Source organism: Bordetella sp. N (assembly GCF_001433395.1).
In the GTDB taxonomy this organism is placed as follows: domain Bacteria; phylum Pseudomonadota; class Gammaproteobacteria; order Burkholderiales; family Burkholderiaceae_B; genus Bordetella_C.
The window spans coordinates 3,636,375-3,661,039 of the sequence record NZ_CP013111.1; the positions used below are offsets into that span (position 1 = coordinate 3,636,375).

At 65.8% G+C, this 24,665-nt stretch carries 23 protein-coding genes; 17 read left to right on the forward strand and 6 right to left on the reverse strand.

What is annotated here, in order from left to right; all coding sequences use genetic code 11:
• Window positions 1-7: 7 nt before the first annotated feature.
• Window positions 8-2,260 carry a glycogen debranching protein GlgX gene (gene glgX, locus ASB57_RS15530; protein WP_057653040.1) on the forward strand — a complete coding sequence of 751 codons (2,253 nt, stop codon included), beginning with the start codon at window positions 8-10 and terminating at the stop codon, window positions 2,258-2,260.
• A gap of 171 nt (window positions 2,261-2,431) precedes the next feature.
• Here the strand turns inward: glgX and ASB57_RS15535 are convergent, their stop codons facing one another.
• On the reverse strand, window positions 2,432-2,623 hold the full coding sequence (locus ASB57_RS15535; RefSeq protein WP_057653041.1) for a CsbD family protein: 192 nt from the start codon (window positions 2,621-2,623) through the stop codon (window positions 2,432-2,434).
• Window positions 2,624-2,871: 248 nt separating this feature from the next.
• On the opposite strand from ASB57_RS15535, the gene hutG reads away from it, so the two are divergent.
• The 3 genes from hutG (at window position 2,872) to ASB57_RS15550 (ending at window position 5,707) form a co-directional block, all read left to right on the forward strand.
• Window positions 2,872-3,660, forward strand: coding sequence for an N-formylglutamate deformylase (hutG, locus tag ASB57_RS15540; protein WP_057653042.1), 789 nt, complete (start codon window positions 2,872-2,874; stop codon window positions 3,658-3,660).
• 113 nt (window positions 3,661-3,773) lie between these two features.
• Window positions 3,774-4,613, forward strand: a complete 840-nt coding sequence (locus tag ASB57_RS15545; RefSeq protein ID WP_057656178.1) for a DMT family transporter — start codon at window positions 3,774-3,776, stop codon at window positions 4,611-4,613.
• Between the two features lie 287 nt (window positions 4,614-4,900).
• Entirely contained in the window at window positions 4,901-5,707 is an 807-nt protein-coding gene (locus ASB57_RS15550; protein WP_057653043.1) for a sensor histidine kinase, read from the forward strand.
• A 15-nt stretch (window positions 5,708-5,722) separates the two neighbouring features.
• Here the strand turns inward: ASB57_RS15550 and ASB57_RS15555 are convergent, their stop codons facing one another.
• Together ASB57_RS15555 and ASB57_RS15560 are read right to left on the reverse strand one after the other, a co-directional pair.
• Window positions 5,723-6,997, reverse strand: coding sequence for a dicarboxylate/amino acid:cation symporter (locus tag ASB57_RS15555; RefSeq protein ID WP_057653044.1), 1,275 nt, complete (start codon window positions 6,995-6,997; stop codon window positions 5,723-5,725).
• Between the two features lie 219 nt (window positions 6,998-7,216).
• Complete coding sequence (locus ASB57_RS15560) at window positions 7,217-8,008, reverse strand: IclR family transcriptional regulator (RefSeq protein WP_057653045.1); 792 nt, start codon at window positions 8,006-8,008, stop codon at window positions 7,217-7,219.
• Between the two features lie 102 nt (window positions 8,009-8,110).
• Here ASB57_RS15560 and ASB57_RS15565 point away from each other — a divergent pair, with 102 nt between their 5' ends.
• From ASB57_RS15565 to ASB57_RS15590, 6 genes are all read left to right on the forward strand, one after another.
• Window positions 8,111-9,013, forward strand: a complete 903-nt coding sequence (locus tag ASB57_RS15565) for a polysaccharide deacetylase family protein (protein ID WP_057653046.1) — start codon at window positions 8,111-8,113, stop codon at window positions 9,011-9,013.
• A gap of 4 nt (window positions 9,014-9,017) precedes the next feature.
• Window positions 9,018-10,244 carry an LVIVD repeat-containing protein gene (locus ASB57_RS15570; RefSeq protein ID WP_197424726.1) on the forward strand — a complete coding sequence of 409 codons (1,227 nt, stop codon included), beginning with the start codon at window positions 9,018-9,020 and terminating at the stop codon, window positions 10,242-10,244.
• Window positions 10,241-11,362: a GTP-binding protein gene (locus tag ASB57_RS15575; RefSeq protein WP_057653047.1), complete on the forward strand. Its 1,122-nt coding sequence runs from the start codon at window positions 10,241-10,243 to the stop codon at window positions 11,360-11,362. The genes ASB57_RS15570 and ASB57_RS15575 overlap by 4 nt, the downstream gene beginning before the upstream one ends.
• Before the next feature lie 168 nt (window positions 11,363-11,530).
• Window positions 11,531-12,502, forward strand: a complete 972-nt coding sequence (locus ASB57_RS15580) for a tripartite tricarboxylate transporter substrate binding protein (RefSeq protein WP_057653048.1) — start codon at window positions 11,531-11,533, stop codon at window positions 12,500-12,502.
• 34 nt (window positions 12,503-12,536) lie between these two features.
• The gene (locus ASB57_RS15585) at window positions 12,537-12,737 is read left to right on the forward strand and encodes a hypothetical protein (RefSeq protein WP_057653049.1); all 201 of its coding nucleotides are present in this window, start codon (window positions 12,537-12,539) and stop codon (window positions 12,735-12,737) included.
• Window positions 12,734-14,161: an AtzE family amidohydrolase gene (locus ASB57_RS15590; RefSeq protein ID WP_197424728.1), complete on the forward strand. Its 1,428-nt coding sequence runs from the start codon at window positions 12,734-12,736 to the stop codon at window positions 14,159-14,161. Before ASB57_RS15585 ends, ASB57_RS15590 begins: the two co-directional genes overlap by 4 nt.
• Here the strand turns inward: ASB57_RS15590 and ASB57_RS15595 are convergent.
• Window positions 14,158-15,102 (reverse strand): LysR family transcriptional regulator, encoded by a 945-nt coding sequence (locus tag ASB57_RS15595; RefSeq protein WP_057653050.1) that lies wholly within the window; start codon window positions 15,100-15,102, stop codon window positions 14,158-14,160. The genes ASB57_RS15590 and ASB57_RS15595 overlap by 4 nt on opposite strands.
• 94 nt (window positions 15,103-15,196) lie before the next feature.
• On the opposite strand from ASB57_RS15595, the gene ASB57_RS15600 reads away from it, so the two are divergent.
• From ASB57_RS15600 to pyk, 6 genes are all read left to right on the forward strand, one after another.
• The gene (locus ASB57_RS15600; RefSeq protein ID WP_057653051.1) at window positions 15,197-16,507 is read left to right on the forward strand and encodes an aconitase family protein; all 1,311 of its coding nucleotides are present in this window, start codon (window positions 15,197-15,199) and stop codon (window positions 16,505-16,507) included.
• Complete coding sequence (locus ASB57_RS15605; protein WP_057653052.1) at window positions 16,500-17,030, forward strand: hypothetical protein; 531 nt, start codon at window positions 16,500-16,502, stop codon at window positions 17,028-17,030. The genes ASB57_RS15600 and ASB57_RS15605 overlap by 8 nt, the downstream gene beginning before the upstream one ends.
• A gap of 156 nt (window positions 17,031-17,186) precedes the next feature.
• Window positions 17,187-18,176 (forward strand): tripartite tricarboxylate transporter substrate binding protein, encoded by a 990-nt coding sequence (locus tag ASB57_RS15610; protein WP_057653053.1) that lies wholly within the window; start codon window positions 17,187-17,189, stop codon window positions 18,174-18,176.
• Between the two features lie 135 nt (window positions 18,177-18,311).
• On the forward strand, window positions 18,312-19,526 hold the full coding sequence (locus tag ASB57_RS15615; RefSeq protein WP_057653054.1) for a pyridoxal phosphate-dependent aminotransferase: 1,215 nt from the start codon (window positions 18,312-18,314) through the stop codon (window positions 19,524-19,526).
• Between the two features lie 55 nt (window positions 19,527-19,581).
• Window positions 19,582-20,331, forward strand: coding sequence for an SDR family NAD(P)-dependent oxidoreductase (locus tag ASB57_RS15620; RefSeq protein WP_057653055.1), 750 nt, complete (start codon window positions 19,582-19,584; stop codon window positions 20,329-20,331).
• Window positions 20,332-20,433: 102 nt separating this feature from the next.
• Window positions 20,434-21,852, forward strand: a complete 1,419-nt coding sequence (gene pyk, locus ASB57_RS15625) for a pyruvate kinase (RefSeq protein ID WP_057653056.1) — start codon at window positions 20,434-20,436, stop codon at window positions 21,850-21,852.
• 85 nt (window positions 21,853-21,937) lie between these two features.
• Here the strand turns inward: pyk and ASB57_RS15630 are convergent, their stop codons facing one another.
• Together ASB57_RS15630 and ASB57_RS15635 are read right to left on the reverse strand one after the other, a co-directional pair.
• Window positions 21,938-22,681 (reverse strand): HAD family hydrolase, encoded by a 744-nt coding sequence (locus tag ASB57_RS15630; RefSeq protein WP_057653057.1) that lies wholly within the window; start codon window positions 22,679-22,681, stop codon window positions 21,938-21,940.
• A 192-nt stretch (window positions 22,682-22,873) separates the two neighbouring features.
• The gene (locus tag ASB57_RS15635) at window positions 22,874-23,437 is read right to left on the reverse strand and encodes a TetR/AcrR family transcriptional regulator (RefSeq protein ID WP_057653058.1); all 564 of its coding nucleotides are present in this window, start codon (window positions 23,435-23,437) and stop codon (window positions 22,874-22,876) included.
• Window positions 23,438-23,515: 78 nt separating this feature from the next.
• Between ASB57_RS15635 and ASB57_RS15640 the strand changes: the two genes are divergently transcribed.
• A complete protein-coding gene (locus tag ASB57_RS15640) occupies window positions 23,516-24,265 on the forward strand; it encodes an SDR family NAD(P)-dependent oxidoreductase (protein WP_057653059.1) in 750 nt (249 codons plus the stop codon).
• The last annotated feature ends 400 nt before the right edge of the window (window positions 24,266-24,665 follow it).

Genomic DNA, 24,665 nt, shown 5'->3' on the forward strand with positions numbered 1-24,665 from the left:
CCGCCTCATGCCCAATCAACCCCGAATCACAGAAGGTTCGCCGTTCCCCCTGGGCGCGACCCTGACCCCCGACGGCGTCAATTTCGCGCTGTTCTCGGCCCACGCCACCAAGGTCGAACTCTGCCTGTTCGACGAGCTGGGTGAAAAAGAAGTCGATCGCATCACCCTGCCCGAATATACCGACGAGATCTGGCATGTCCACGTCTCCGGCCTGAAGGCGGGCGACGTCTATGGTTACCGCGTGCACGGCCCCTACGAGCCGGAAAACGGCCATCGCTTCAACGCCAACAAGCTGTTGCTGGATCCTTACGCCAAGGCTTACGTCGGCGAACTCAAGTGGGACCCCGCCGTGTTCGGCTATGCCCTGGGCGACGAACAGGCCGACCTGCACTTCGACGAACGCGACAGCGCGCCTTTCATGCCCAAGTGCCTGGTGGTGGATCAGAGCTTCACGTGGACCCACGCCACGCGCGTGCGGGTACCCTGGGAGCGCACGATCTTCTACGAGACCCATGTGCGCGGCTACACCATGCGCCACCCTGCCGTGCCGGAAGCCCTGCGCGGCAGCTTCGCCGGCATGGCGCGGGACGCGGTCATCGACCATATCAAGAGCCTTGGCGTGACATCGGTGGAGCTGCTGCCCATCCACGCCTTCGTCAACGACAGCCATCTGCTGGACCAGGGGCTGACCAATTACTGGGGCTACAACACCATCGGGTTCTTCGCCTCGGATCCGCGCTATTTCTCTCAGAAGCCGGGGGCCATCACCGAATTGAAGGGGATGATAGACCGCTTCCACGAAGCCGGCCTGGAGGTCATCCTTGACGTGGTCTACAACCATACGGCCGAGGGCAGCGAACTGGGCCCGACCCTGTCGTTCCGCGGCATCGACAATGCCTCGTACTACCGCCTGCTGCCCGACCAGAAGCGCTACTACATCAACGACACCGGCACGGGCAACACCCTGAACCTGTCGCACCCGCGCGTGCTGCAGATGGTGATGGACAGCCTGCGCTACTGGGTGACGGAGATGAATGTCGACGGCTTCCGCTTCGACCTGGCCACCATTCTGGCGCGCGAGCCGGACGGCTTCGATTACAACAGTGGCTTCCTCAAGGCATGCCGCCAGGATCCCATTCTTTCCAGCGTGAAGCTGATCGCCGAGCCCTGGGATTGCGGCCCCGGCGGCTATCAGGTGGGCAATTTCCCGCCCGGCTGGGCCGAGTGGAATGACCGTTATCGCGACACCACCCGTGCGTTCTGGAAGGGTGACGAAGGCGTGGCGCCCGAGCTGGCCACGCGCATCACGGCGTCCGGCGGCGACTTCAACCACGGTGGCCGGCGCCCCTGGGCCAGCGTCAATTTCCTGACCGCGCACGACGGCTTCACCTTGAACGACCTGGTGTCGTACAACGACAAGCACAACGACGCCAACGGCGAAGGCAACCGCGACGGCCACTCCGACAATCGATCCTGGAATTGCGGCGCCGAAGGTCCGACCGACGACGCGGAAATCCGCGTGCTGCGTGAACGGCAGAAGCGCAATATGCTGGCAACCCTGCTGTTCTCCCAGGGCACGCCGATGATCGTGGCGGGCGATGAATTCGGCCGCACCCAGCAGGGCAATAACAACGCCTACTGCCAGGACAATGAGATCAGCTGGGTGGATTGGAACCTGAGCGAGGATGGCCAGGCCCTGATCGACTTCGTGCGCAAGCTCACCACCTTGCGCCACACTTTGCCGGTGCTGCGGCGGGGCCGTTTCCTGACCGGGGACTACGACGAAAGCACGGGAGTGGCCGACGTCAAATGGTTGAATTCCTCCGGCGACACGCTGACGGACGAGCAGTGGGCGGACGGCAATATGCGCTGCTTCGGACTGGTCATCGATGGCCGCGCCCGCGCCACCGGCATCCGCCGGGCGGCATCTGACGCGACCTTGCTGCTGATCTTCAATGCGTATCACGACGTGGTGGACTTCACGTTGCCGGAAATTCCGGGCAATGACCGCTGGACGTGCATGATCGACACCAACGCGCCGGTGCGGGCGGAATTGGCTGAGTTCGCATCGGGGGATGTCTATCAGGTCACGGGGCGGTCGCTGCTGTTGTTTTCCTTGCAGGCCAAGGGCGCCACGCAGCGCGTTTTCGACAAGCTGGAGGAAGCTTTGACCGACGAAGAAACGCCCGAACCCGCACGGGAAGCGGCCGCGATCGTGAAGGAAACGGTCAAGAAGGCCGCGGCCAAGAAGAAAACCTGAGCCGCGGTAAAGCAAAACCTCAAGAAAAAGCCCCGCCGATGTAAGTCGGCGGGGCTTTTCAACTAAAGGCCACTTAAGAACCCTGACTATCGCAGCCACCGCGGAGCTGGCTTTGCCAGTCCGCGAGTGGCGCCCCCTGGGGGGCCGCGCTACGCGCGGTACGGGGGCCTTTTAGTGGTGACGCTTTGCAGCGTCATCCTTTGCATCTTCCTTGGCGTCACCCCAGGCTTTTTGGGCCTTGCCCACGCCTTGTTGAACGTCGCCCTTCAATTCCTGGGACTTGTTGCCCGTGACCTTACCGACAGTCTCGTTAACCTTGCCCTTGACCTGTTCGCCAACACCCTTCACTTGGTCCTTGTTCATGATGAACGCTCCTTTCGTTACCACCGGATATCGGCGGCTTCGATGGGGATATCGCAAGGGCCATGCCTGGGGTCTTGGCCGGGGCATGGCCCCGGCGCATTTCCCACGGTCTTGCCACTGGGCCATGTGCCCATCAGGGTGGCCCCGCACTCCGCCACTCTGACCGCAATACAATCCCGGGTGCAGATTTCCCCAATCAATGCCCCTTGGCCCCGGCCAAGACAGGCAAGTCTTACCCGCAGGACACCATGAGCGAAATTTTCCACTTCGAACGCGGCACCGCCCCGCTGCTGATCTCCATTCCTCACCTGGGCCACCTGATCCCTGATGAGCAGAAACCCCACATGACCGAAGCCGGCCTGCGCTCGGGCGATACAGACTGGCATCTGGACAAGCTCTATTCCTTTGCCCGCGGCATCGGCGCATCCTTCCTGTGGGCGCGCTATTCGCGCTATGTGGTCGACCTGAACCGCTCGCCTGACGACGGCAATCTTTACCCGGGCCAGACCAAGACCGGCCTGTGTCCCACGCTTACGTTCGACGGCATCCCCCTGTACAAGGACGAGTCGGTGCTGACGGACGCCGAACGCGCACGCCGCCTGCAAACGTATTGGCAGCCGTATCACGACCAGTTGCGCGCCGAGATCGACCATCTGCGCGCACAGCACGGCAAGGTCATGCTGTGGGAAGGCCACTCCATCGCCAGCGTGCTGCCGCGCCTGTTCGACGGCAAGCTGCCCGACCTGAACATCGGCACCGCCGCGGGCGCCAGCTGCGCGCCGGCCATGGAACAGGCCATCCGCGCGCGCCTGGAGCAGGACTGCCCTTATACCTGGGCCGTCAACGGCCGTTTCAAGGGTGGCTACATCACGCGCAGCTACGGCAATCCTGCCGAGAATATCCACGCCATCCAGTTGGAGATGTGCCAATCCACCTATATGGATGAATCCTACCCCTACGGCTTGCGGGAAGACCTGGCCAGCGGTGTGACGCCGGTGGTGGAAAGCCTGGTGCGCGCCGCCTACGACTGCCTGTGATGCAAGGGCCGGGGACGCAGGGGACTATGACCCCAGGGGCTGTGACTCAAGGGGCCGTGACTCAGGGGCCCGCTAGTCAGACCGCGCTGGCTCGGCGTCTGCCGGAGCTGTCCCTGGTCGGCGTCACCATGATCTGGGGGCTGACCTTCCTGACGGTGCAGCACGCCCTGGCCTACAGTTCGCCGCTGTTCTTCGTGGGCTGCCGCTTCGCGGCGGCGGCCTTGGCGGTAGGCCTGGTGTCGCGTGGCGCGCTGCGTGGCATCACCTGGCGCGACATTCGCGCCGGCGCCGTTATCGCGGTGTGCATCGTGGCGGGGTATGGCCTGCAGACCATGGGACTGCAGCATGTGGCCAGCAGTGAATCGGGGTTTCTGACCGCGCTGTATGTGCCCTTGGTGCCGCTGCTGCAATGGGTGTTCTGGCGCCGCAAGCCCCACGTCATGTGCCTGGTGGGCGTGGTGTGCGCGTTCGCCGGCATGCTGTGTTTCGCCGATGGCGGCCAGGGGCTGGCCCTGTCCTTCAGTGTGGGGCAGACCTTGACCCTGGTGGCGGCGGTGGCCTTCGCGCTGGAGATCAGCGCCATCGGCCACTTCGCGTCGCGCGTGAATGTCCGCTGCGTGACGGTGGCGCAACTGGCGTTCACCGCCCTGTTCGCCTTCGCCCTGCGGCCGCTGATCGGGGAGCATGACACTCCGGCCTTGTCGTGGGAGCTGGCGGCGTTTGCCGGCGGGCTGGGCTGCGCCAGCGCGCTTATCCAGATGGCCATGAACTGGGCCCAGAAAACGGTCGATGCTTCACGCGCGGCCATCATCTATGCCGGCGAACCGATCTGGGCCGGCCTGTTCGGCCGCCTTGCTGGCGAGCGGCTGCCGGGTCTGGCCCTGCTGGGCGGCGCACTGATCGTCCTTGCGATCCTCGTCAGCGAATTGAGAAGGCCCCCCCCTACCCGCTGACGCGGGCCCCCCAGGGGGCGACACCGGCGGACCGGGGGACCCGGCTCCGCGGTGTCTGCGTTGGTTCTTGCCAGCATCGCGGGGCGTGGGTCACCGTGTTCGAATCAGCGCACTTTCGTACAAGAACCGCACTATCGTGCAAGCGACCGGCGGCCGGCACGGGATAGAGTCCTGTCCTGTGCGGCCCGCCCCCTCAATCGCTATCGCGGATCGCCTCGATTTGGGGTCATCCGATGAAATTCACCAGCACCACGCCGTCTGACGGACGAGGCCGCCCTCGCGCCGCCATGAAACGAGTCCGCCCGGGCTGGATCCTGGTCCGCGAGAAAGCGCGGCAACGCGAACGTGACATGATGCGGCAGATGGAGGCGCAGCTGGAAGCCTGGTCGCGGACCTCCACACTGGGCGCGCTGGCCGCCGCCGTCGCGCACGAAATACGCCAACCCCTGGCCGCGATCGGCGCCAGCGCGGGCGCCGCGCAACGCTGGCTGAGCCGCAGCGAGCCCGACCACGGCGAGGTCGATCAGGCCGTGCAGCAGATCCAGCACGACGTCGACCGCGCCGAGCGCATCCTGCGTGGCGTGGCGTCCCTGGTTCAGCAAGACACCCCCACGCACCAGCCGGTCCACATCCATACCGTCGCCGCGGAAGTGCGGACCATCGCGCAATGGCTGATGGTCGACAATCCGGCCCGGATCGACGTGCTGGTCTCCGACACGCTGCCCCCCATCATGGGCGACGCGATCCAGTTGCAGCAGTTGCTGCTGAACCTCTTGATCAATTCCGTCCAGGCGCTGCAGGACAGCGACAGCGCCACCCGCCGCATCACCATCACGGCACGCGCGGGGACGCAGGGCTGGCTGGCCATCGAGGTCCGCGATAACGGACCCGGCATTCCGTCACATCTATCCGCGCGGGTATTCGAGCCCTTCTTCAGCACGCGCCCCGGCGGCATGGGCATGGGCTTGTGGCTGTGCCGCCGCATCGCCCGCAATCATGGCGGCGAGCTGGGCGCCCAATCGAACGCCCGCGGCACGACCATGCGCCTGTGCCTGCCGGTGCTGGACCCCGCGCACTGCCCCGCGGGGCAGTAGGCGCGGGACGGCGCTTCAGCCGCGTTCCTGCGCCAACTGGACGGAAGCGGCCTGGCGCTTCTCACCGCGCTTTTCTTCCCATTGGGCGATGACGGCCGTGGCGATGCTGTTGCCGATCACATTGGTCATCGTGCGGCCCATGTCGAGCAACTGGTCGATGGCCAGGACCAGCGCCACGCCGGCGGCGGGCAGGCCGAACATCGGCGCGATGGCGGCAACCACCACCACCGAGCCACGCGGCACGCTGGCCATGCCCTTGCTGCTCAGCATCAGGATCAACAGCATGACGATCTGCTGCGAAACGGGCATGTCGATGCCGTAGGCCTGGGCGATGAAGATCGCGGCGAAAGCCTGGTACACCATCGAACCGTCCAGGTTGAAGGCATAGCCCAGCGGCAAGGTGAAACCGACCACCTTCTTGTCCACGCCGAACTGCTCCAGCTTCTCCGTCAGGCGCGGGAAAGCCGCTTCGCTGCTGGCGGTCGAGAAGGCGATCATGGCCGGCTCGCGCACGGCCTTGAGCAGCGTGACGATACGGCGGCCCAGGAAGGCGTAGCCCACGGCCACCAGGACGACCCACAGGATCACCAGGGCAAGATAGAAGGAGCCCAGCAGCTTGCCGTAGGTGAACAGCACGTCCAGGCCGCGCAGGGTCACGACGGACGCGATGGCGCCGAACACGCCCAGGGGCGCGAAGCGCATCACATAATCCGTCAGGCGCAGCATCACCGGCACCAGGCCGTCGATGGCGTCGATGACGAAGGCGACTTTCGGCTCGCGCTTGAGCGCGCTCAGGGCCAGGCTGAAGAACACGGAAAACACCAGGATCTGCAGGATGTCGTTGCGCGCCATCGCGTCCAGCACGCTGGTCGGGAAGGCGTGGGTGATGACGTCCTTCACATTCAGCCCGGCCGTGTTCAGGCCGGTGCTCACTTCGGCGGTGCCGGCGGCGAGGTTCATGCCGGCGCCCGGCGCCGTCAGGTTGGCCATGACCAGGCCGATGGCCAGGGACACCAGCGACGCAACGATGAACCATGCCACCGAACGCAAGCCGATGCGCCCCACGTCATTGCCATTGTCCAGCCCGGCCAGGCCGGCCACCAGCGTGGAGAACACCAGCGGCGCCAGCACCATCTTGATCAGCCGCAGGAAGATGTCCGTGATGATCGAGAAATAGCCGGCCACGGTCTTGAGTTCACCAGCGTCGGCGATATTGACGTGGCAGGCGTAGCCGACGGCCACCCCCAGGAGCATCGCGATGGCGATGCTCAGGGTTAGACGATTCTTCATGTCTATCTTTCTCTTATAGCGAGTGTCCGCCCGGTCTGGCGTTTCTCACGACGCGAGCCGGATTGGACGGTGTGGGTGCTTCCAAGGAATGCGCCCGTCCCCGGGGGAGGACAAGGCGAAGCGCAGGCGGGCCTTCCGGCGCGGAGCCGTGCACACCTGCATGCGGCCCGTATGATACGGGAAAACCCTTGCCGGCTCCTTACGACCCGTGCTTCCCTCTCAACGGTAGAGCAGGCGCTGCACGGTCAATACCTCCTGCTGCAGGGCAGGCAGGATCTCCTGCTGGCGCTTCACCGTCATGCGGTTGGAGGTCGCCGCGATCGTCAGCGCGGCCGCCGGGACGCCATTGGTATTGCGCACGGGCAGCCCGATCGCCGTCACGCCAGGCACCGCTTTTTCCCCGATGGCCGCATAGCCGCGCTTGCGCGACTCGGCCACCGCCACGCGCAGATCCAGCGCATCGAACTCCCCATAAGCGCCCAGCCGGGCCGCCACCGCGTCTTCCACGCCGGCCACTTCCTCGTCGGGCAGGGCCTGCAGTATCGCCAGTCCGCCAGCATTGACGCCCAGGGGCTGGCGGCTGCCCACCGTCACCACCGGTGTCTGAATCGGGTAATGCCCCTGGATGCGATCGATGCAGACCGCGTCGTGCCCGCGCCGGATAAACAAAAAGGCGGTGTCTCCGGTCGCTTCGGCCAGGCGTTGCAAGGAAGGCCGGCACACCTCGACCAGATTGAAGTCCGCGGCGGCCGCGATGCCCAGCTCGAAAACCAGGGGCCCCAGACGATAACGCCGAGTGACGGGATCGCGCGCCACCATCTCTTCACGCTCCAGCGCCTTGAGCATGCGATGCGCGGTGGGCTGCTCCAGGCCGCACAGGCGCGCCACGTCGACGAAGCGCAAGCCGGGGTCGCGATGCTCGGCCAGCAGCTTCAGGACCGTCGCGACCCGGCTCACGCTCTGCGCGCCATCGGGGCTGCGGGTAGCGGGTTTACGAGAACTCACTTCCATATATTGGATATTCCATATATGGCCGTTGACGGTGTTTTTAGCGCTCTGTAGATTGAAAAACAGTTATCCAAGATGATTTGTCTCCTTCAGGGTTTTCACTATATGGATATTATGACACCGCGCGACCGCCTCCCTTACTCGGCAATCGTGGACCGCCCCCGCCTGCCGGCCCCCGACGGCGCCCGCATCATCGTCTGGCCCATCGTCAACGTGGAAGACTGGGACATCGGCCGGCCGATGGCGCGCCAGGTTCTGCCGGCCCCGACCGGGGTGGCCGTCACGCCCGACATCCCCAACTGGGCCTGGCACGAGTACGGCATGCGCGTGGGCTTCTGGCGCCTGCTGCAGGCGCTGGAGCGCCACAACATCCGCGCCACCCTGTCGATCAACGGCCGCGTCTGCACCAGCTACCCGCGCATCGCCGAGGCCGCGCGCGACGCGGGCTGGGAATTCATGGGCCATGGCTACATCCAGATGCCCATCCACCAGGTCGACGACGCCCAAGCCATGATCGCCCGCACGGTCGATGAAATTCGCACCTTCACCGGCCGCGCGCCGGTGGGTTGGCTAGGCCCCGGACTGACGCAGAAAATGGACACCGTCGACCTGCTGCATGACGCCGGCATCCGCTACATCGGCGACTGGTGTCTCGATGACCAGCCCTGCCGCCTGCGCACGCAAGGGGGCGACATGGTGGCCATGCCTTACTCCGTGGAGTTGAACGACATCCCCATGATGGCCGTGCAGCATCACAGCTCGGATGAATTCCTCAAGCGCGTCACCGACAGCTTCGACCGTCTCTATGCGGAAGGCAGCGAGCACGTGCGGGTGATGGGTATCGCGGTGCATCCTTTCCTGAGCGGCGTGCCCCACCGTATCAAGTACTTCGAGCAGGCGTTCGAGTACATGAGCAAGTTCGAGGGCGTGCGCTTCATGACCGGCGAGGAGATCCTGGCCTGGTATGACAGCGTTTCGCCATCGGCATCGGCCGCGTCCAAGGGGTAGGACCATGCTCAAGGCACATTACCCGCAGCAATCCAATATGCGCCTGCTGGCCCAGGACGACCTGGGCGGCTTCGGCGGCGTGGGCGAAGGCATTGCCATGCAGATCGCGCCCGACGGGCGCCGCATCCTGTGGCTGGCCCATGAAAGCGCCCCCAAGAACTTCACCGGCGTGGATGTGTCCGATCCGCGCAAGCCGCGCGTCATCGTGCAGACCGACCTGCCGCACGCCGCCGTGCGTTCGAACTCGCTGGAAGTGTCCGGCAACCTGATGGCGGTGGCCTACCAGGTCAGCAAGCCCGGCCTGGCGCCGGCGGGCTTCGACCTGTTCGACATCAGCGAGCCTGAACGGCCTCGCCTGCTGTCGCATTTCGACGCCTCGGCGCCCCATTCGCGCGGCGCCCATTGCCTGTGGTTCGTCGACGGCCAGACCGTGCATATGGCCTGCAGCGACCCCGAGCGCGTGCCGCGCAATCCCAAGGACGACCAGGTCTACCGCATCGTCGACGTCAGCTCGCCGACCCAGCCGCGCGCGGTGGGCGGCTGGCATCTGCCCGGCACCATGGAAGGCGACGACGCCGAGCCGCCCAAGCGGCTGGCGCCGGCCTTCGACTCCGGCTTCCGGGCGCACAACACCAATGTCTTCCCGCAACGTCCGGACCGCTGCTACCTGGGCTATCTGGATGCCGGCGCATTCATCATGGACATCTCCGACCTGTCCAATCCGCGCCCGGTGTCGCGTTTCATGAACTCGCCGCCGTTCAAGGGCTTCACGCACACCGCCCTGCCCCTGTTCGGCCGCGACCTGCTGGTCGTCAGTGACGAGACCGTGCAGGACGATGCCGGCGACTGGCCCAAGCTGGTCTGGCTGGTCGACATGAGCGACGAATCCAACCTGGTGTCTATCTCGACCTTGCCCATGCCGCCAGTGGACGTGCATCGCACGCGTGGCGGGCGTTTCGGCGCGCACAATGTGCATGAGAATCCGCCCGTGCCCGGCGCCTGGCAGTCGGAGGACTACATCGTCTGCACCTTCTTCAACGGCGGCGTGCGTGTCTACGACATCCGCGACCCGTATGCGCCGGTCGAGGCGGCCTACTTCGTGCCGCAGGCACCGGCCGGTTCGCCTGCGGGCTCCATCCAGTTCAACGATGTGTTCGTCGATGACCGCGGTATCGTGTTCGCGGTCGACCGCCATACCGGTGGACTTTACGCGCTGGAAATGACGCTATGAACGTGAGTCAGGCCGCCGCAGGCACGCGCGCTGAAGGCGCCGTGGCGGCGTCGGATACCCGTCTGCCGGTGATCGTGGTGTCGGGCTTTCTGGGCAGCGGCAAGACCACCCTGCTCAAGCGCGTGCTGGAAACCCCCGAGCTGGCGGGGTCGATGCTGATCGTCAACGAATTCGGCGAAATCGGCATCGACCATCACCTGCTGGAGCGTTCCGACGAGGAAACCGTATTGCTGGACAACGGCTGCATGTGCTGCCAGTTGCGCAGCGATCTGCAGACCTTGCTGGTGGACCTGTCCATGCGCCGGCGGCGTGGCGAGATCCCCAGTTTCGAACGCGTCATCATCGAAACCAGCGGCCTGGCGGACCCCGGACCGATCGCGCAGACCCTCTATGGCGACGCACCGCTGGCCCGGCAATACCGGCTGGCGCACGTGGTCACGCTGGTGGATGCGGCGCATCCGGAAGCGCGCGGGGCGGCCGCGCAGACCGCTGAACGGCAGGCTGCCGCGGCCGACCTGATCCTGCTTACCAAGACCGACCGGGCCACCCCCGCCCAGCGTGACGCGGCCTTGGAATGGGTGCAGGCCGTCAATGCCCATGCGCGCCGCGCGACGCCGGTACTGGGGGATCTGGACATCAGCTTGCTGACGGCGCCGTCGCCGTTCGCGCGGCTGGGGGAGTTCGGGCAGTTCGATGGCGCGGACGGCGTGGCCGATGCAGGCGTGGGTGGCGTTGATGGCCCTGATGCCACTGATGCCCGGAGCGACTCCGCCGCCGGCAGCTATCTGGGCAAGCTGGCAACCTTGCATCCGCCCGCCGTGGCCAGCTTCGTGATGACCTTCGCCGATCCGCTGCCGCGGCCGCTGTTCCAACTGTTCCTGGACACGCTCACCAGCTTGCGCGGCCCCGACCTGCTTCGTACCAAGGGCATCCTGCGCTTCGAGGGCGAGCCCACGCCTGTCCTGATCCAGGGCGTGTGCCATGTGTTCGACAAGCCCGTGCCGCTGGCGCCGGGTGCGACGGCGCCGGCGCAGTCGGCCCTGGTCTTCATTGCCCGCGACTTGCCGCGCGCGGACGTCGAGGCGCTGTGGGCGAGCCTCGCACGCCTGGCCCGTTAAACCCATGCGCCACGAGAATATTTTCCACTAACGGTCCGGCCTTGCAGAGAACAGGAACGATCCGCCTGCAGGCCACGACCATTTTTTAATTCCGCGTCCCGCTTCAGGAGGAGGGACGCAAGCCAGCTTCTGGCTTCATCAATAAAACGACTTCAAGGGGTTTTCACCATGCTACGCCGCAGCGTTCTACTGTCCTGCCTGCTCGCCGCCACCACCATGACGGCCGCCCACGCCCAATCCGACTATCCGTCCCGCCCCATCCGCATGGTGGTGGGTTTCCCGCCTGGCGGTATCTCCGATGTGCTGGCGCGCACGGTCGCCGCCGAAGCCAGCGGCGTGCTGGGCCAGAACATCGTGGTGGAGAACCGGCCCGGCGCCGGCACCACCATCGCCGCCGACCTGGTGGCGCGCTCGAATCCGGACGGCTATACGCTGCTGTTCCAGGACACCACCACGCATGCCATCAACGCCAGTCTCTACAAGAAGCTGCCGTATGACACGGTGCGCGACTTCACGCCCATCTCGCTGGTGTCGTACTCGCCGCTGATGCTGGTGGTCAGCGCCAATTCCCCGGCCCACAGCGTCGCCGACCTGATGGCGCGCCTGAAAGCCGCGCCGGGCAAGTACTCGTATGGCTCGTCGGGCAACGGCACCATCATCCACCTGGCCAGCGAAATGATGGACCGCGCCGCCGGTGTCGACGTCATCCACGTCCCCTACAAGGGCAGCGCGCCGCTGGTGCAGGCGACGTTAACCGGTGAAATCGAATTCGCCTTCAGCAGCATGCCGCCGGCCATTACCCAGGTGCAGGCCGGCAAGCTGCGCGCGTTGGCGGTCAGCACGCCCAAGCGCATCGCCGCTGCGGCCGACGTGCCGACCATCGCGGAGGCTGGCGTGCCGGCCGCGGAAGTGACCCTCTACAACGGCGTCCTCGGTCCCAAGAACATGCCGCCCGAGGTGGTGCAGAAACTCAACGACGCCTTTGCCAAGGCGGTACAGAGCGAACGCGCCAAGGCCACTTACCTGAGCCTGGGCGCGGTGCCCATGGCCGTCACACCCGCGCAGGTCGCCGCGCAGATCCAGGAAGACATGGGGCGCTATTCCAAGGTCGTCAACGACATCGGCGCCAAGGTCGACTGATTATTCACCTTCCCCACGACGAGGAGTTCTACCGATGTCCGTCACGCTGCCGCCCTCGGGCGCAACCCTGCGTGCCACCGTGCATGCGCTGATGACGCTTGAGGGCCACGAACGCGACGAAGCCTGCGTCGCGCGGGTGGCCGCCGAGTTTGAGCGCTTCAGCGCCATCGCCGCCACGCTCGCGCCCGCGGGCGAGGATCGCGAGCGCGCGCCCCTGCCGGTGTTCCAGCCATGACGGCGCCGGTGTTCAGCGCCAGCGACATGGCGCGCCGGGTGCGGGACGGGGAGACTCGGGCGGTGGACCTGGCCGCCGCCGCCCTTGCCGGCATCGCCGCGCGCGACGCGGATCTCAATGCCTACACGGCCGTCACGGCCGAACGGGCGCTGGCCGAGGCCGCGCAGATAGATGCAAGGCGCGCGCGCGGCGAGCCACTGCCGCCGCTGGCCGGCGTCCCCTATGCGGTGAAAAACCTGTTCGACGTGCAGGGCTTGACCACCTTGTGCGGCGGCCGCGTCCATGCCGACGAACCGGCCGCCGCCACCGATGCCACGGCGGTGGCGCGGCTGCGGGCGGCCGGCGCGGTGCTGACCGGCACCCTGAACATGGACGAACACGCCTACGGTTTCACCACCGAGAACTCGCACTATGGGACGACGCGCAACCCGCATGACCCCACACGAGTGGCCGGGGGTTCGTCCGGCGGATCCGGCGCGGCGGTCGGCGCCGGCCTGGTGCCGCTGGCCCTGGGCACGGACACCAATGGCTCGGTGCGGGTGCCGGCGGCTTTGTGCGGCGTTTTCGGCATCAAGCCCACCTATGGCCGGCTGGGACGCGGCGGCGTGTTCCCTTTCGCATACAGCCTGGACCACGTGGGCGTGCTGGGCGCATGCACTGACGATCTGGCGCTGGCTTGCGCCGCCATGGAAGGCGCTGATGCGCGCGATGCGACGACGCGTGCATCCGGGCCGTCATTCAGCGGGCAGTTCGATTTGTACAGCGGCGGCGGCGCGGAGCGTGCACAACGCGGCTTGCCGGCCGGTCTGCGCGTCGCCGTGCTGGACGGCTGGTTCGAACGTTGGGCCGGGCCGTCGGCCAGGCGCGCCGTGGCCATGGCCGCGGCCGCGCTCGATGCCCGGGGTCGCGCCACCTTGCATGGCGCCGAGCGGGCGCGCTCGGCCGCGTTCATCATCACGGGCGCCGAGGGCGGCGCGCTGCACCGGAACGGGCTGCGCGCTCACTACGACGCCTACGAGCCGCACTCGCGCGACCGCCTGCTGGCCGGCGGCCTGCTGCCGGCCGCATGGGTGGCCGACGCGCAGCGCGCCCGCCGCGACGTCTACGAGGAAGCCATGCGCCTGTTCGAGCATCACGACCTGCTGCTGGCTGCCGCCACCCCCGTCCCGGCGCCGATCGCCGGCGCCGCCACCTTCGACCTGGACGGCGAGGCCCTGCCGGCGCGCGCCAGCCTGGGGCTGCTGACCCAGCCGCTATCCTGCCTGGGTTTGCCGGTGTGCACGGTGCCGGTCTGGCCGGACGGACCCGGCAGCCTGCCGCTGGGCGTGCAATTGATCGCCGCGCCCTGGCGCGACGACCTGTGCCTGGCCGCCAGCGCGTTTCTGGAGCAGGCGGGCGTGGGACGGCTGGCGCCAGCCGCCTAGCCGCGGGGACGGGGCCGCGCGCGCTTGGGCGTGTCCCCGTGGGCAGCGTCGACGTGCGCGATCGCGGCGGTGAACAGATCGACGAAGCGCTGCTCCGGCGCCGACAACACGGACCCACGCCGAGTCACCAGATTCAGCGAGCGCGTCACCACCGGATCGCGCAGGGGCAGGAGCACCATCCCCCGCTCCACCGAAGCGGGCCGGATGCTCGTGGGCACGATGGCGACGCCCAATTCCTCTCGCGCCAAAGCCAAGGCCGTGAGGGTGTTGGTGGCTTCGTAGGCCGGCCGCAAGGTCACGCCTGCCGACAGGAAGACGTTTTCCGTCAAGGTGCGTACCGTACTGCCCACGGTAAGCGTGATGATGGGCTCGTCCAGCACATCCCGCCACCGCACGATGCGCTTGCGCGCCAACGGGTGCGCGGGCGGCAGCGCGACCGCCAGCCTGTCCTCGGCCAATGCCAGGCTGTCCAGCTCGCTGTTTTTCGGGATGCCGAAGCCAAAGCCGAAATCGATTTCGCGCGCATAAATGCGGCCAATGATTTCCTCGTTGACGCATTCGCGGAAGACCACCGAAATGCGAGGAAAATCGTCCCTGAACGTCTTCAATACTTCGGGCAGAACCGTGCCGGCCAGCTGCGGCGCCAGCCCCAGCGAGATCCGTCCCGCCTGGTCGGCCGTCACGCCACGTCCACAGGCCAGCACGGACTGGGCATCCGCAAGCATGCGCTCGGCAATGGGCAGCACCTGGTGGCCGGCCGGCGTCAGCGCCATGCTGCGCGTCGTCCGTTCCACCAAACGAGTACCCAAGCGTTCTTCCAGCCTGCGTATCAATATGCTCAGGCCAGCCTGCGTGAGGTGCAGTTGGTCCGCCGCGCGCGAGAAGCCGCCCAGCCGCGCCAGCAGCACGAAGGCCTCCAATTGACGCAGATTCAAATTCATAAAGTTATGCAATGAATGGATTGTCGATTGTTATTTTACTTATCAACCTGCCGGCAGGACACTACGCCATCGCTAGGTGACGGAGGATCCTCACATGGGCTACACGGCTATCGAGAAAGTTCTGGCTCGCGTTTCGGGAAAACCCGGACTGCGTGCGGGCGAGCTGGTTTATCCGGAGCCCGACATGGTGATGATCCACGATGGCCTGGTCAGGGAAGCCAAGGGCGAACTCGATCGCATCGGCATCGACCGTGTCGCCCAGCCGCGCAAGATCATGATGGTCAGCGACCATGACGTGATCTACGGCAGCGACCGGGCGGCCGAGCGCGGCGTGTTCAACCGCAAGGCGGCGGCCCAGTGGGGCGTGGACCAGTTTTACGACGCCGGCCGCGGCGGTCACGGCCATATCTTCCCGATGGAAGATGGCAAGGTACTGCCCGGCATGTTCTATTTCGATAACGACACCCACGCGACCAACGCAGGCGCGGTAGGCGCCTTCGGCATGCGCGTGGGCAACGAAATCTCACGTGTCCTGGCCACCGGCACGACATGGCTGGAAGTTCCGCACACGGTCTTGCTGGAACTGCGCGGCCAGCTGCACGCCGGCGTGATGGCGCGCGACATCGGTTTTTTTCTGGCCCGCCAGGTCAAGCGCAAGGCGCTGGATATCGACCTGGACTACCGGGTACTGGAATACGGCGGCGATCTAGACAGCCTGGATTTCGGCGCCCGCGTGGCGCTTTGCAGCACACCGACGGAGATGCGCGCCGCCGGGGTCTTCGTGCCCCCGTCAGAGGCCATCCTTGCCTATTGCCGGCGCCACGCCCAGCGTGATTTTGAGCCCGTCTACAGCGATCCCGACGCGCAATACGAAGCGCGTCACCGGATCGACCTGGCGGACATCGCGCCGCAGGTGGCGCTGCCCGGCAATGTCGGCAATGCAGTGGACATCGGCGAGGCAGCGGGAACGCGCGTGGACCATGCTTTCATCGGCTCCTGTGGCTCGGGTACGTACGAGGACATGCTGTGCGCCGCCAGCATTTTGAAGGGGCGACGCATCGCGCCGCATGTCCGCCTGTTCATCGTGCCAGGGACTGAACGCAGCACACGCCGGCTGGCGCAGGACGGCGTGATGCGCATCCTGCTGGACGCGGGCGCCATGCTGCTGCCGGCAGGCTGCGGGCCCTGTAATGACGCGGTGGTCGGGCCCCTGGCAGCGGGGGAAGCGTCGATCTCCACCGCGACCAACAACAATGCAGGGCGCTTCGGCCCCCTGGACGCGCGCCTGTTCCTGGGCAGCCCCGCCACCGTGGCGGCGTCGGCGGTGGCCGGCTGTATCGCGGATCCGCGTCTGCTGGATGCCGACGCCGAGCTGCTGGAATTGAGCGAGGCCGCTTATGCCTGACTACCAATGGGTCCTGCGAGGCCGCTGCTACCGGCTGGGTGACGATGTGCCCCATCCCGGCGGCGTCATTCCGGCCCGCTTCATCACCGCCCGCGAGATGGACCCGGCGGTGCTGGTGCCCCATCTGTTCGCGGAAACCGATCCGGAGTTCGTTCAACGCTGCCGGCCGGGCGACATCATCGTCACGGGCCGCAATTTCGGCATGGGTCCCAAAGGCAACGGCTACGTCGCCATGCACGCCTTGGGACTGGGCCTGGTCTGCGCGTCCATGTCGGTACAGGCCTACCGGGCCGCCATCAGTACCGGACTGCGCGTGCTGAATCATTGCGACAACATCACGGATGACTGCCAGACCGGCGACGACCTGGAGGTCGATTTCCTGAACGGCACTTTCGTCAACCACAGCCGGCGCATCACGCGGAACTTGCCGCCCGTGCCGGCGGCGCTGCACGAGTTATTGGCCCACGGGGGCAACGAGGGATGGCTCGCCCATTGGTGGCAAGGGCGCCAGACCGCCGCCTGAGGGTGGAGACGGCAAAAGCATAGGGACCGGCGGACAGCCAGGGCACGGGACCAATGCGGGGATGCTGCGGCGCCTTCGAACGAGAAGCGCCGCGGCACTGTGTTCAATCGTCACAGGAGTGGCGTCGCCCGCCGTGCGGGACGCGCCTTTGCCATCATGTCCAATCTTCGCTCGGTCCTGCCGCGCATGGCATTCGCCAGCGCCGCGCTTTGCCTGTCCCTCTGTACCGCCGCCGCCCACGCGGACGGCGCCTACCCCGACGGCCCGATCCGCTTCGTCGTGCCCGCCACGGCGGGCGGCACCACGGATGTCCTGGCGCGGGTGGTCGCGCAGCATATGTCCCAGGCCTGGGGCGTCGCCGTCATCGTCGACAACCGCGCCGGCGCCGGCGGCGTCATCGGCGCCTCCTATGTCATATCGAGCAAACCGGACGGCCGCACCGTGTTGATCGCACCCAGCGCCTTCGGCGTCAGGTCGGCGCTCGACCGCAAGCTTCCCTATGATCCGCTTAAGGACCTGGCGGGCGTGGCGTTGATGGCGCGCTCACCCAGCTTCCTGGCCGTGTCGCCCACGCTGGGGGTCAGGTCGCTGGCCGAGCTGGCGGCTTACGCCAAGAAACAGCCCGAGGGCGTGAGCTATGGATCGGCGGGCATGGGCAGCACCGGCCATCTGCATGCGGCACAGTTCGCCGCGGTATATGGCTTCGCCGGCGTCCACGTACCCTACCGGGGAACGCCGGAAGCCTTGACCGACGTCATGCAGAACCGCGTCCAGTACGCCTTCGCGCCCGGGCCGAACGCCTTGCCGCTGGCGCGCGACGGCCGCCTGGTGCTGCTTGGGGCGACGTCGGAGGCCGCGCGCAAGTTCATGCCGGGCGTGCCGGTCGTCCATCAGCCGGGCATGACGGAATTCGAGACGGACGACTGGTTCGGTGCCTTGGTCCCGGGCGGGACGCCTATGCCCGTCCGGCAAAAGCTGAGCGCCGAAATCGCCCGCATCCTGGCCCTGCCCGATGTCCGCAAACGCCTGGAAGACGTGGGGGCCGAGCCGCAATCCAGCACCCCGGCGGAGTTTGACGATCTGCTGAAACGCTACGTCGCTACCATCCGCAAGCTGGGCGACGAGATGCAGATCAAACTGGAATAAGGAAATCAGCCCCCACAATGCGTCCCTATTTTTGAACGTTTATCATGCCGAGCACGTCGCCCGTTATCGGAATCCATGGCGACGAAACTTTGGTCGTCCCGTCAGCAACCCGGCGACCCTCAGGAAACACGCGGCATGAAAACCATAGAGAAATCGTCCAAACTCAACGCCGTCGCCTACGACATCCGTGGCCCGGTGCTCGATCGCGCCCGCGAGATGGAGGAAGCCGGCCAGCGCATCATCAAGCTGAATATCGGCAACGTCGCGGCATTCGGCATCCAGCCGCCCGACGAGATCATCCAGGACATCATCCGCAACGTGGCTGACGTGGCGGGCTACACCGACAGCAAGGGGCTCTTCGCGCCGCGCAAGGCGGTGGTGCACTACATGCAGAGCAAGGGCGTGCACGGCGTGGACGTCAGCGATGTCTACCTGGGCAACGGCGCGTCCGAACTGATCGCGATGAGCATCAACGCGCTGCTGAACGATGGCGACGAGTTGCTGATCCCCTCCCCCGACTTCCCGCTGTACACGGCGGTGACCGGGCTGTCCGGTGGACGTCCGGTGCACTATATGTGCGACGAATCTTCGGACTGGATGCCGGACATCGCCGACATCCGCGCGAAGATCACGCCGCGCACGCGCGGCATCGTGGTGATCAATCCGAACAATCCCACGGGTGCGCTGTATTCGAACGAGGTGCTGCTGGAGATCCTGCAGGTCGCGCGCGAGCACAACCTGGTGGTGCTGGCCGACGAAATCTACGACAAGACGCTGTTCGAGGACCATACCCACGTCAGCATGGCCTCCCTGGCCGACGACGTGCTGATCCTGACCTTCAACGGCTTGTCCAAGAACTATCGCTCCTGCGGGTATCGCGCGGGGTGGATGGTGGTGTCGGGCGACAAGCGGCCGGCGCAGAGCTATATCGAAGGCCTGAACATGCTGGCGTCGCTGCGGCTGTGTTCGAACACGCCGGGGCAGCTGGCGATCCAGACCGCCTTGGGCGGCTACCAGAGCATCAATGAACTGGTCGGGCCCGCGGGCCGGCTGCGCAAGCAGCGGGATGTGGCGTATGACCTGCTGACGCAGATTCCCGGTGTGCATGTGATGAAGCCCAAGGGGGCGCTGTATCTGTTCCCTCGCCTGGACCCGAAGATCTATCCGATCCAGGACGATCAGCAGTTTGCCTACGACCTGCTGGATCAGGAACGGGTGCTGATCGTGCAGGGCACGGGGTTCAACTGGCCGCATCATGATCACTTCCGGATGGTGTTCCTGCCGCATGTGGACGATTTGACCGAAGCGATCGGCCGCATCGACCGCTTCCTCAGCGGCATGCGAAAGTAGGCCCCAGGTAATTTCGGGGCGGAGCGACGCCCCTTCTCGTTAAAGGCAGAACGCAATGAACATCGTAATCACCGGCGCCACCGCCGGCTTCGGCCTGGCCATGGCCCGCACGCTCGTCAACGAAGGCCATACCGTCATCGGTACGGGCCGCCGCGCCGATCGCCTGGCGGACATTCGCACCGAACTGGGCGAGCGTTTCGTCGGCCGCGTGCTGGACGTCACGCGCCGCGACGACGTCGCCACGGTCTTCGCCGCCATCGCGAAGGAAGTCGGTCCCATCGATGCCCTGATCAACAATGCCGGATTGGCATTGGGACTCGAAGGCGCGGACCAGGCGTCGCTGGACGACTGGGACACCATGATCGACACCAACATCAAAGGTCTGGTGTACTGCACCCGTGCCGTCTTGCCCGGCATGGTGGAACGCAACACCGGTTGGGTCATCAACCTCGGCTCCACGGCCGGCACGTACCCCTACCCCGGCGGCAACGTCTACGGCGCGACCAAGGCCTTCGTCCACCAGTTCACCTTGAACGTGCGCGCCGACCTGGTCGGCAAGAACATCCGCATCACGTCGATCGAGCCGGGCCTGTGCGGCGGCACGGAATTCTCGGCCACCCGTTTCAAGGGTGACGAAGGCCGCGCCCAGAAGGTCTACGAGGGCACCACGCCGCTGACGGCGGATGACCTGGCCAACACGGTGCGCTGGCTGTTCTCCCTGCCCCCGCATGTCAACATCAATGCCATCGAAATGATGCCGACCTGCCAGGCGCCCGGTCCCCTGACCGTCAAGCGTCAAGGCTGATCCGGCCGCACGATGGCGCGGGCCGCGCTCAGCGGCAAGCGCCATCGTGCAATCCGCCGTACCATAGGCGCTTGTCCACCTGAAGCTTGAAAAGGAGAGACCATGCGCCGGCAGCGAAAGACAAAAATAGTGGCGACCGTAGGACCCGCCAGCAGCACCGCGGAGACCTTGCGGCAACTGTTCGATGCGGGTGTCGACGTATTCCGCCTGAATTTCAGCCATGGCAATCACGCTGACCACCTGGACCGGATCAACGCCATCCGCGCCGTTGAAAACGAGACCAAGCGGCCGATCGGCATCCTGGCCGACCTGCAGGGTCCGAAGCTGCGTATCGGCCGCTTCGCGTCGGGCAGCGTCCAGCTGGCACGGGGCGAGCATTTCGTCCTGGACCTGAATCAGGACGAGCCTGGCGACCGCAACCGCATCAGCCTGCCGCATCCCGAACTGTTCTCGGTACTGAAGCCCGGCCTGCAGATCCTACTGGACGACGGCAAGATCCAGCTGGAAGTCGAGGAAGCCACCGGCACGCGCGCGGTCACCCGCGTCACGGCGGGCGGCACGCTTTCCGACCGCAAGGGCGTGAACCTGCCCGGGGCCATCCTGCCCCTGTCGGCGATCACCGAAAAAGACCGCAAGGACCTTGAATTCGCCGTGGAACATGGCGCCGACTGGATCGCCCTGTCTTTCGTGCAGCGCGCGGACGATATCCGCGAGGTGCGCGGCCTGGCCGGCCCCGACGTGAAAATCGTGGCCAAGCTGGAAAAGCCGGCCGCGATTTCGGACCTGGAATCCATCATCGCCGAAGCGGATGCCATCATGGTGGCGCGCGGCGACCTGGGCGTGGAAATGCCGCCTGAACTGGTGCCGGCGATTCAGAAGCGCATCGTGCGCGCCTGCCGCCGCGCCGGCAAACCGGTGATCGTCGCCACGCAGATGCTGGAATCGATGATCAACGCGCCCACGCCCACCCGGGCGGAAGCGTCGGACGTGGCAACGGCCGTCTATGACGGCGCCGATGCCGTCATGCTGTCCGCGGAGTCGGCGTCCGGCTCTTATCCCGTCGAAGCCGTGACGATGATGGACCGCATCATTTCCCGGACGGAAGCAGACCCCTATCATCACGACGTGCTCGATGCTTCCCACACGGAGCCGGATGCGACCATGGCCAGCGCCATTGGTCTGGCGGCGCGTGGAGTGTCCGAGCTGCTGCATGCATCGGCGCTGGTGGCGTACACCAGCTCCGGCTTCTCGGCGATCCGCATGTCACGCGAGCGTTGCGCCACGCCTGTGGTCGGCATGACGCCGTCCCAGCGCACCGCACGCCTGCTGGCGCTGGTCTGGGGCGTGCATGCGGTGGTGGTGCACGAGGTGGATAGCGTCAGCGAGATGACCGACTATGCGTGCGACATCGCCCAGGAAAGCGGCTATGCGCAAAGCGGCGACACCGTGGTGATTTCCGCCGGCCTGCCCTTCCGGGAGCCGGGCACCACGAACTTGCTGCGCATCGCGCGCGTGCCTTGATTCAGGTGAAGTGAAACGCTGGCGCGTCCTGTGAGCACAGTGCGCGCGCGGCCGACGTGTCCGCCGGCCGCATCATGGCCAAGGCTTATTGGGCGCCTGGGAAGACAGGGCTGGACTGACCGCGGCCCAGCAGGCCGCACAGGGTCAGCAGGCAGCTTACGGTGTAGTGGTTACCGGGGCGATGGGCTGCGCGCGGCGTGCCGGTCGCGTCGTGCCGCAACAGCCAGGCGGCCTGCAGGCCGGCGTTAGTGGCGCCGACCACATCGAGTTCGAAATCGTCGCCGACGTGGAGCATTTGCGCGGGCTGCGCGGAGGCCATTTTGGCGGCGGCGTGGAAGATGGCGGCTTGCGGCTTGGCGGCGCCGAATTGTTTGGCGGACAAGGCACCTACGAAGAATTCACTGCCGCCCGTCAGGGCCAGGCTGGCGTTGCCGTTGCTGACCGCGACCAAGGGGAAGCGGGCGCTTAGCCATTCCAGCGCGGGCAAAGTGTCTTCGAAGAATTCGACGTTGTTGCGTGCCGCGTAGAACACTTCGTAGGCCGGCTGGGTGAGCGCGACGTCTTCACCGGCGGCGGCCAGTGTTTCGGTGAGCGAGCCCAGCCTTAGGGTGCGGTAGTCTCCGGCGAGTTCCGGGTGGTCGATTTCGTACTGGTCACGCACGCGCGCCAGTGCATCTGGCGTGGTCAGCCGCAACGCGGTTTTCGGCGCATGCTCGATGAGCCAGGCCTGCAGCACGGCTTCGGCCCGCGCCACGGAAGGCGCGAAGGGCCAGAGCGTATCGTCCAGGTCCAGCGAAATGGCCGAGACGGCTTTCATATTGGTATTCATATTTACGCTGTCACCAGCTCACTCTTGGCGGGCCGCCCACCTTTGGCCCCATTACGGCGCGCGGCGTCAGCCTTGCGCCGCGCGATGTTAGCGCTTTTACCACCCCTTCCAAAACCCATATTCTTGGGTTTTTTCTGATCCGGAATGGATGCAATCAAAGTCCGATGGGGTTTGGCGCCGGCCTTCGCTATATCAACGCTTCCCAATGCCATCAATAAACAGGTCGACCAGGTGGCCTACGCGGGAGGCTGCGGTGCCGCCTTGTTCGACGGCGAGGGAGACCGCCATGATGACGCAGACCAGGTCGTCGACGGAAACGTCCTTGCGTATGGCGCCGGCTTTTTGCGCGCGCGCCAGCAGGCGTTGGCCTTCTTCCTGGCTGGCCTGGCATCCAGCGGTTCCGCACTTCAAGACCGTGCCCAGCGTGGCGGCCAGGCCGCGATAGTGGCTGGTGTGCGCCACCAGATCCCTGACGAAGGCGCGTATGGACGCGCTGGGCTCCAGCTTGCCGTCCCGTGCCTGGCTGGCCGCGGCGAGCGACAACAGGCGCTCGTCACTCATCGCGGCGAGTAGCGCCTCGCGCGTGGGGAAGCGGCGGTAAAGCGTTCCGATGCCAACCTTGGCGCGCTTGGCGACTTCGTCCAGCGACGCATCAGCGCCGCGCTCCAGAAACACCTCTTCCGCCGCAGCCAGGATGCGCTCCCGATTGCGCGCCGCATCGGCCCGCAATGGCGCGTCTTCGATCTTGTTCGTCATTCTTGGTCTCAATTGCCAAAGCGGATGATACCTCCATATAATAAGTGGAGCACTTCTCCACTTAAGGAATGAACAGCGATGGCAACCCGATTCGAGAACAAAGTCGTAGCAATCACCGGTGGCACCGAGGGCATCGGCCTGGCGACCGCCAAAGGCTTCGCCGCTGAAGGCGCACGGGTTTACGTGACCGGTCGCAGGGAGGACCGCCTGGACGCGGCGTTGCAGGAAATCGGCAACGGCGCCATCGGCGTGCAGGGAGACGCCGCCAATCTGGCGGACCTGGATCGGCTTTACGGCCGTATCCGACAGGATCACGGCAAGCTGGATGTCGTCTTCGCCAATGCCGGCATGGCACGGTCCGAGTCGCGACCGCTCGGCACCATCGAAGAAGACGACTTCGACGAGCTGTTCAGCCTGAATGTGCGCGGCCTGCTCTTCACCGTGCAGAAAGCGCTGCCGCTGCTGTCGCAGGGCGGCGCGATCGTCCTCAACGGTTCAGTGGCCGGCAGCAAAGGCTTCCCCGGCCAATCGCTCTACAACGCGAGCAAGGCGGCCGTGCGCTCCTTCGCACGCAGCTGGACAGCCGACCTGGCTGAACGCGGCATCCGCGTGAATGTGGTCGCGCCAGGCGGCACCGATACCCGCTTGATGCGTGACTACCTGGAAACGCGCCCCGGCATCGAGGACGCACTGAAACAGATGGTCCCGCTCGGCCGCCTGGGACAAACCGATGAAATCGCCCGTGCCGTGCTCTTTCTGGCGTCGGCCGAGAGCAGCTACATCGCGGGCGCCGAATTGACCGTGGACGGCGGCATGGTCGCCATCTGATCAGGTTTTGCGTCGCCGCTCAAAAACCGCACTCCGCATGTACACGATGATGCTGGCGACGGAAGTGCTGATCGAGGAGGGGCAAGGTCAATGCGGCCTGGCGCCCTACGGCTGGTAGTGGTCCGCCCTACACGATTCGAACTAGCAGCAATTTTTAGGACATTTTTTACTTTCTTGCTCAAATACACACTCAAAGATAGTTGCTCTGAATCTGAGATAAAGCAAAGGAATCCTTACGTTCAGAAGTCCGAAGGCGAGCGACAGCGCGGGCCAGGCGCGTTGGACGACAACTCCTGGCAAGCGTCTGAGCGTACACCAGTGGATCGATCGACCTCCAGTAGCGTCGTGGTACGCGCTAGGTGAGATAGGAATAGTCGGCCGTACGGGAACAAGGTGTGCC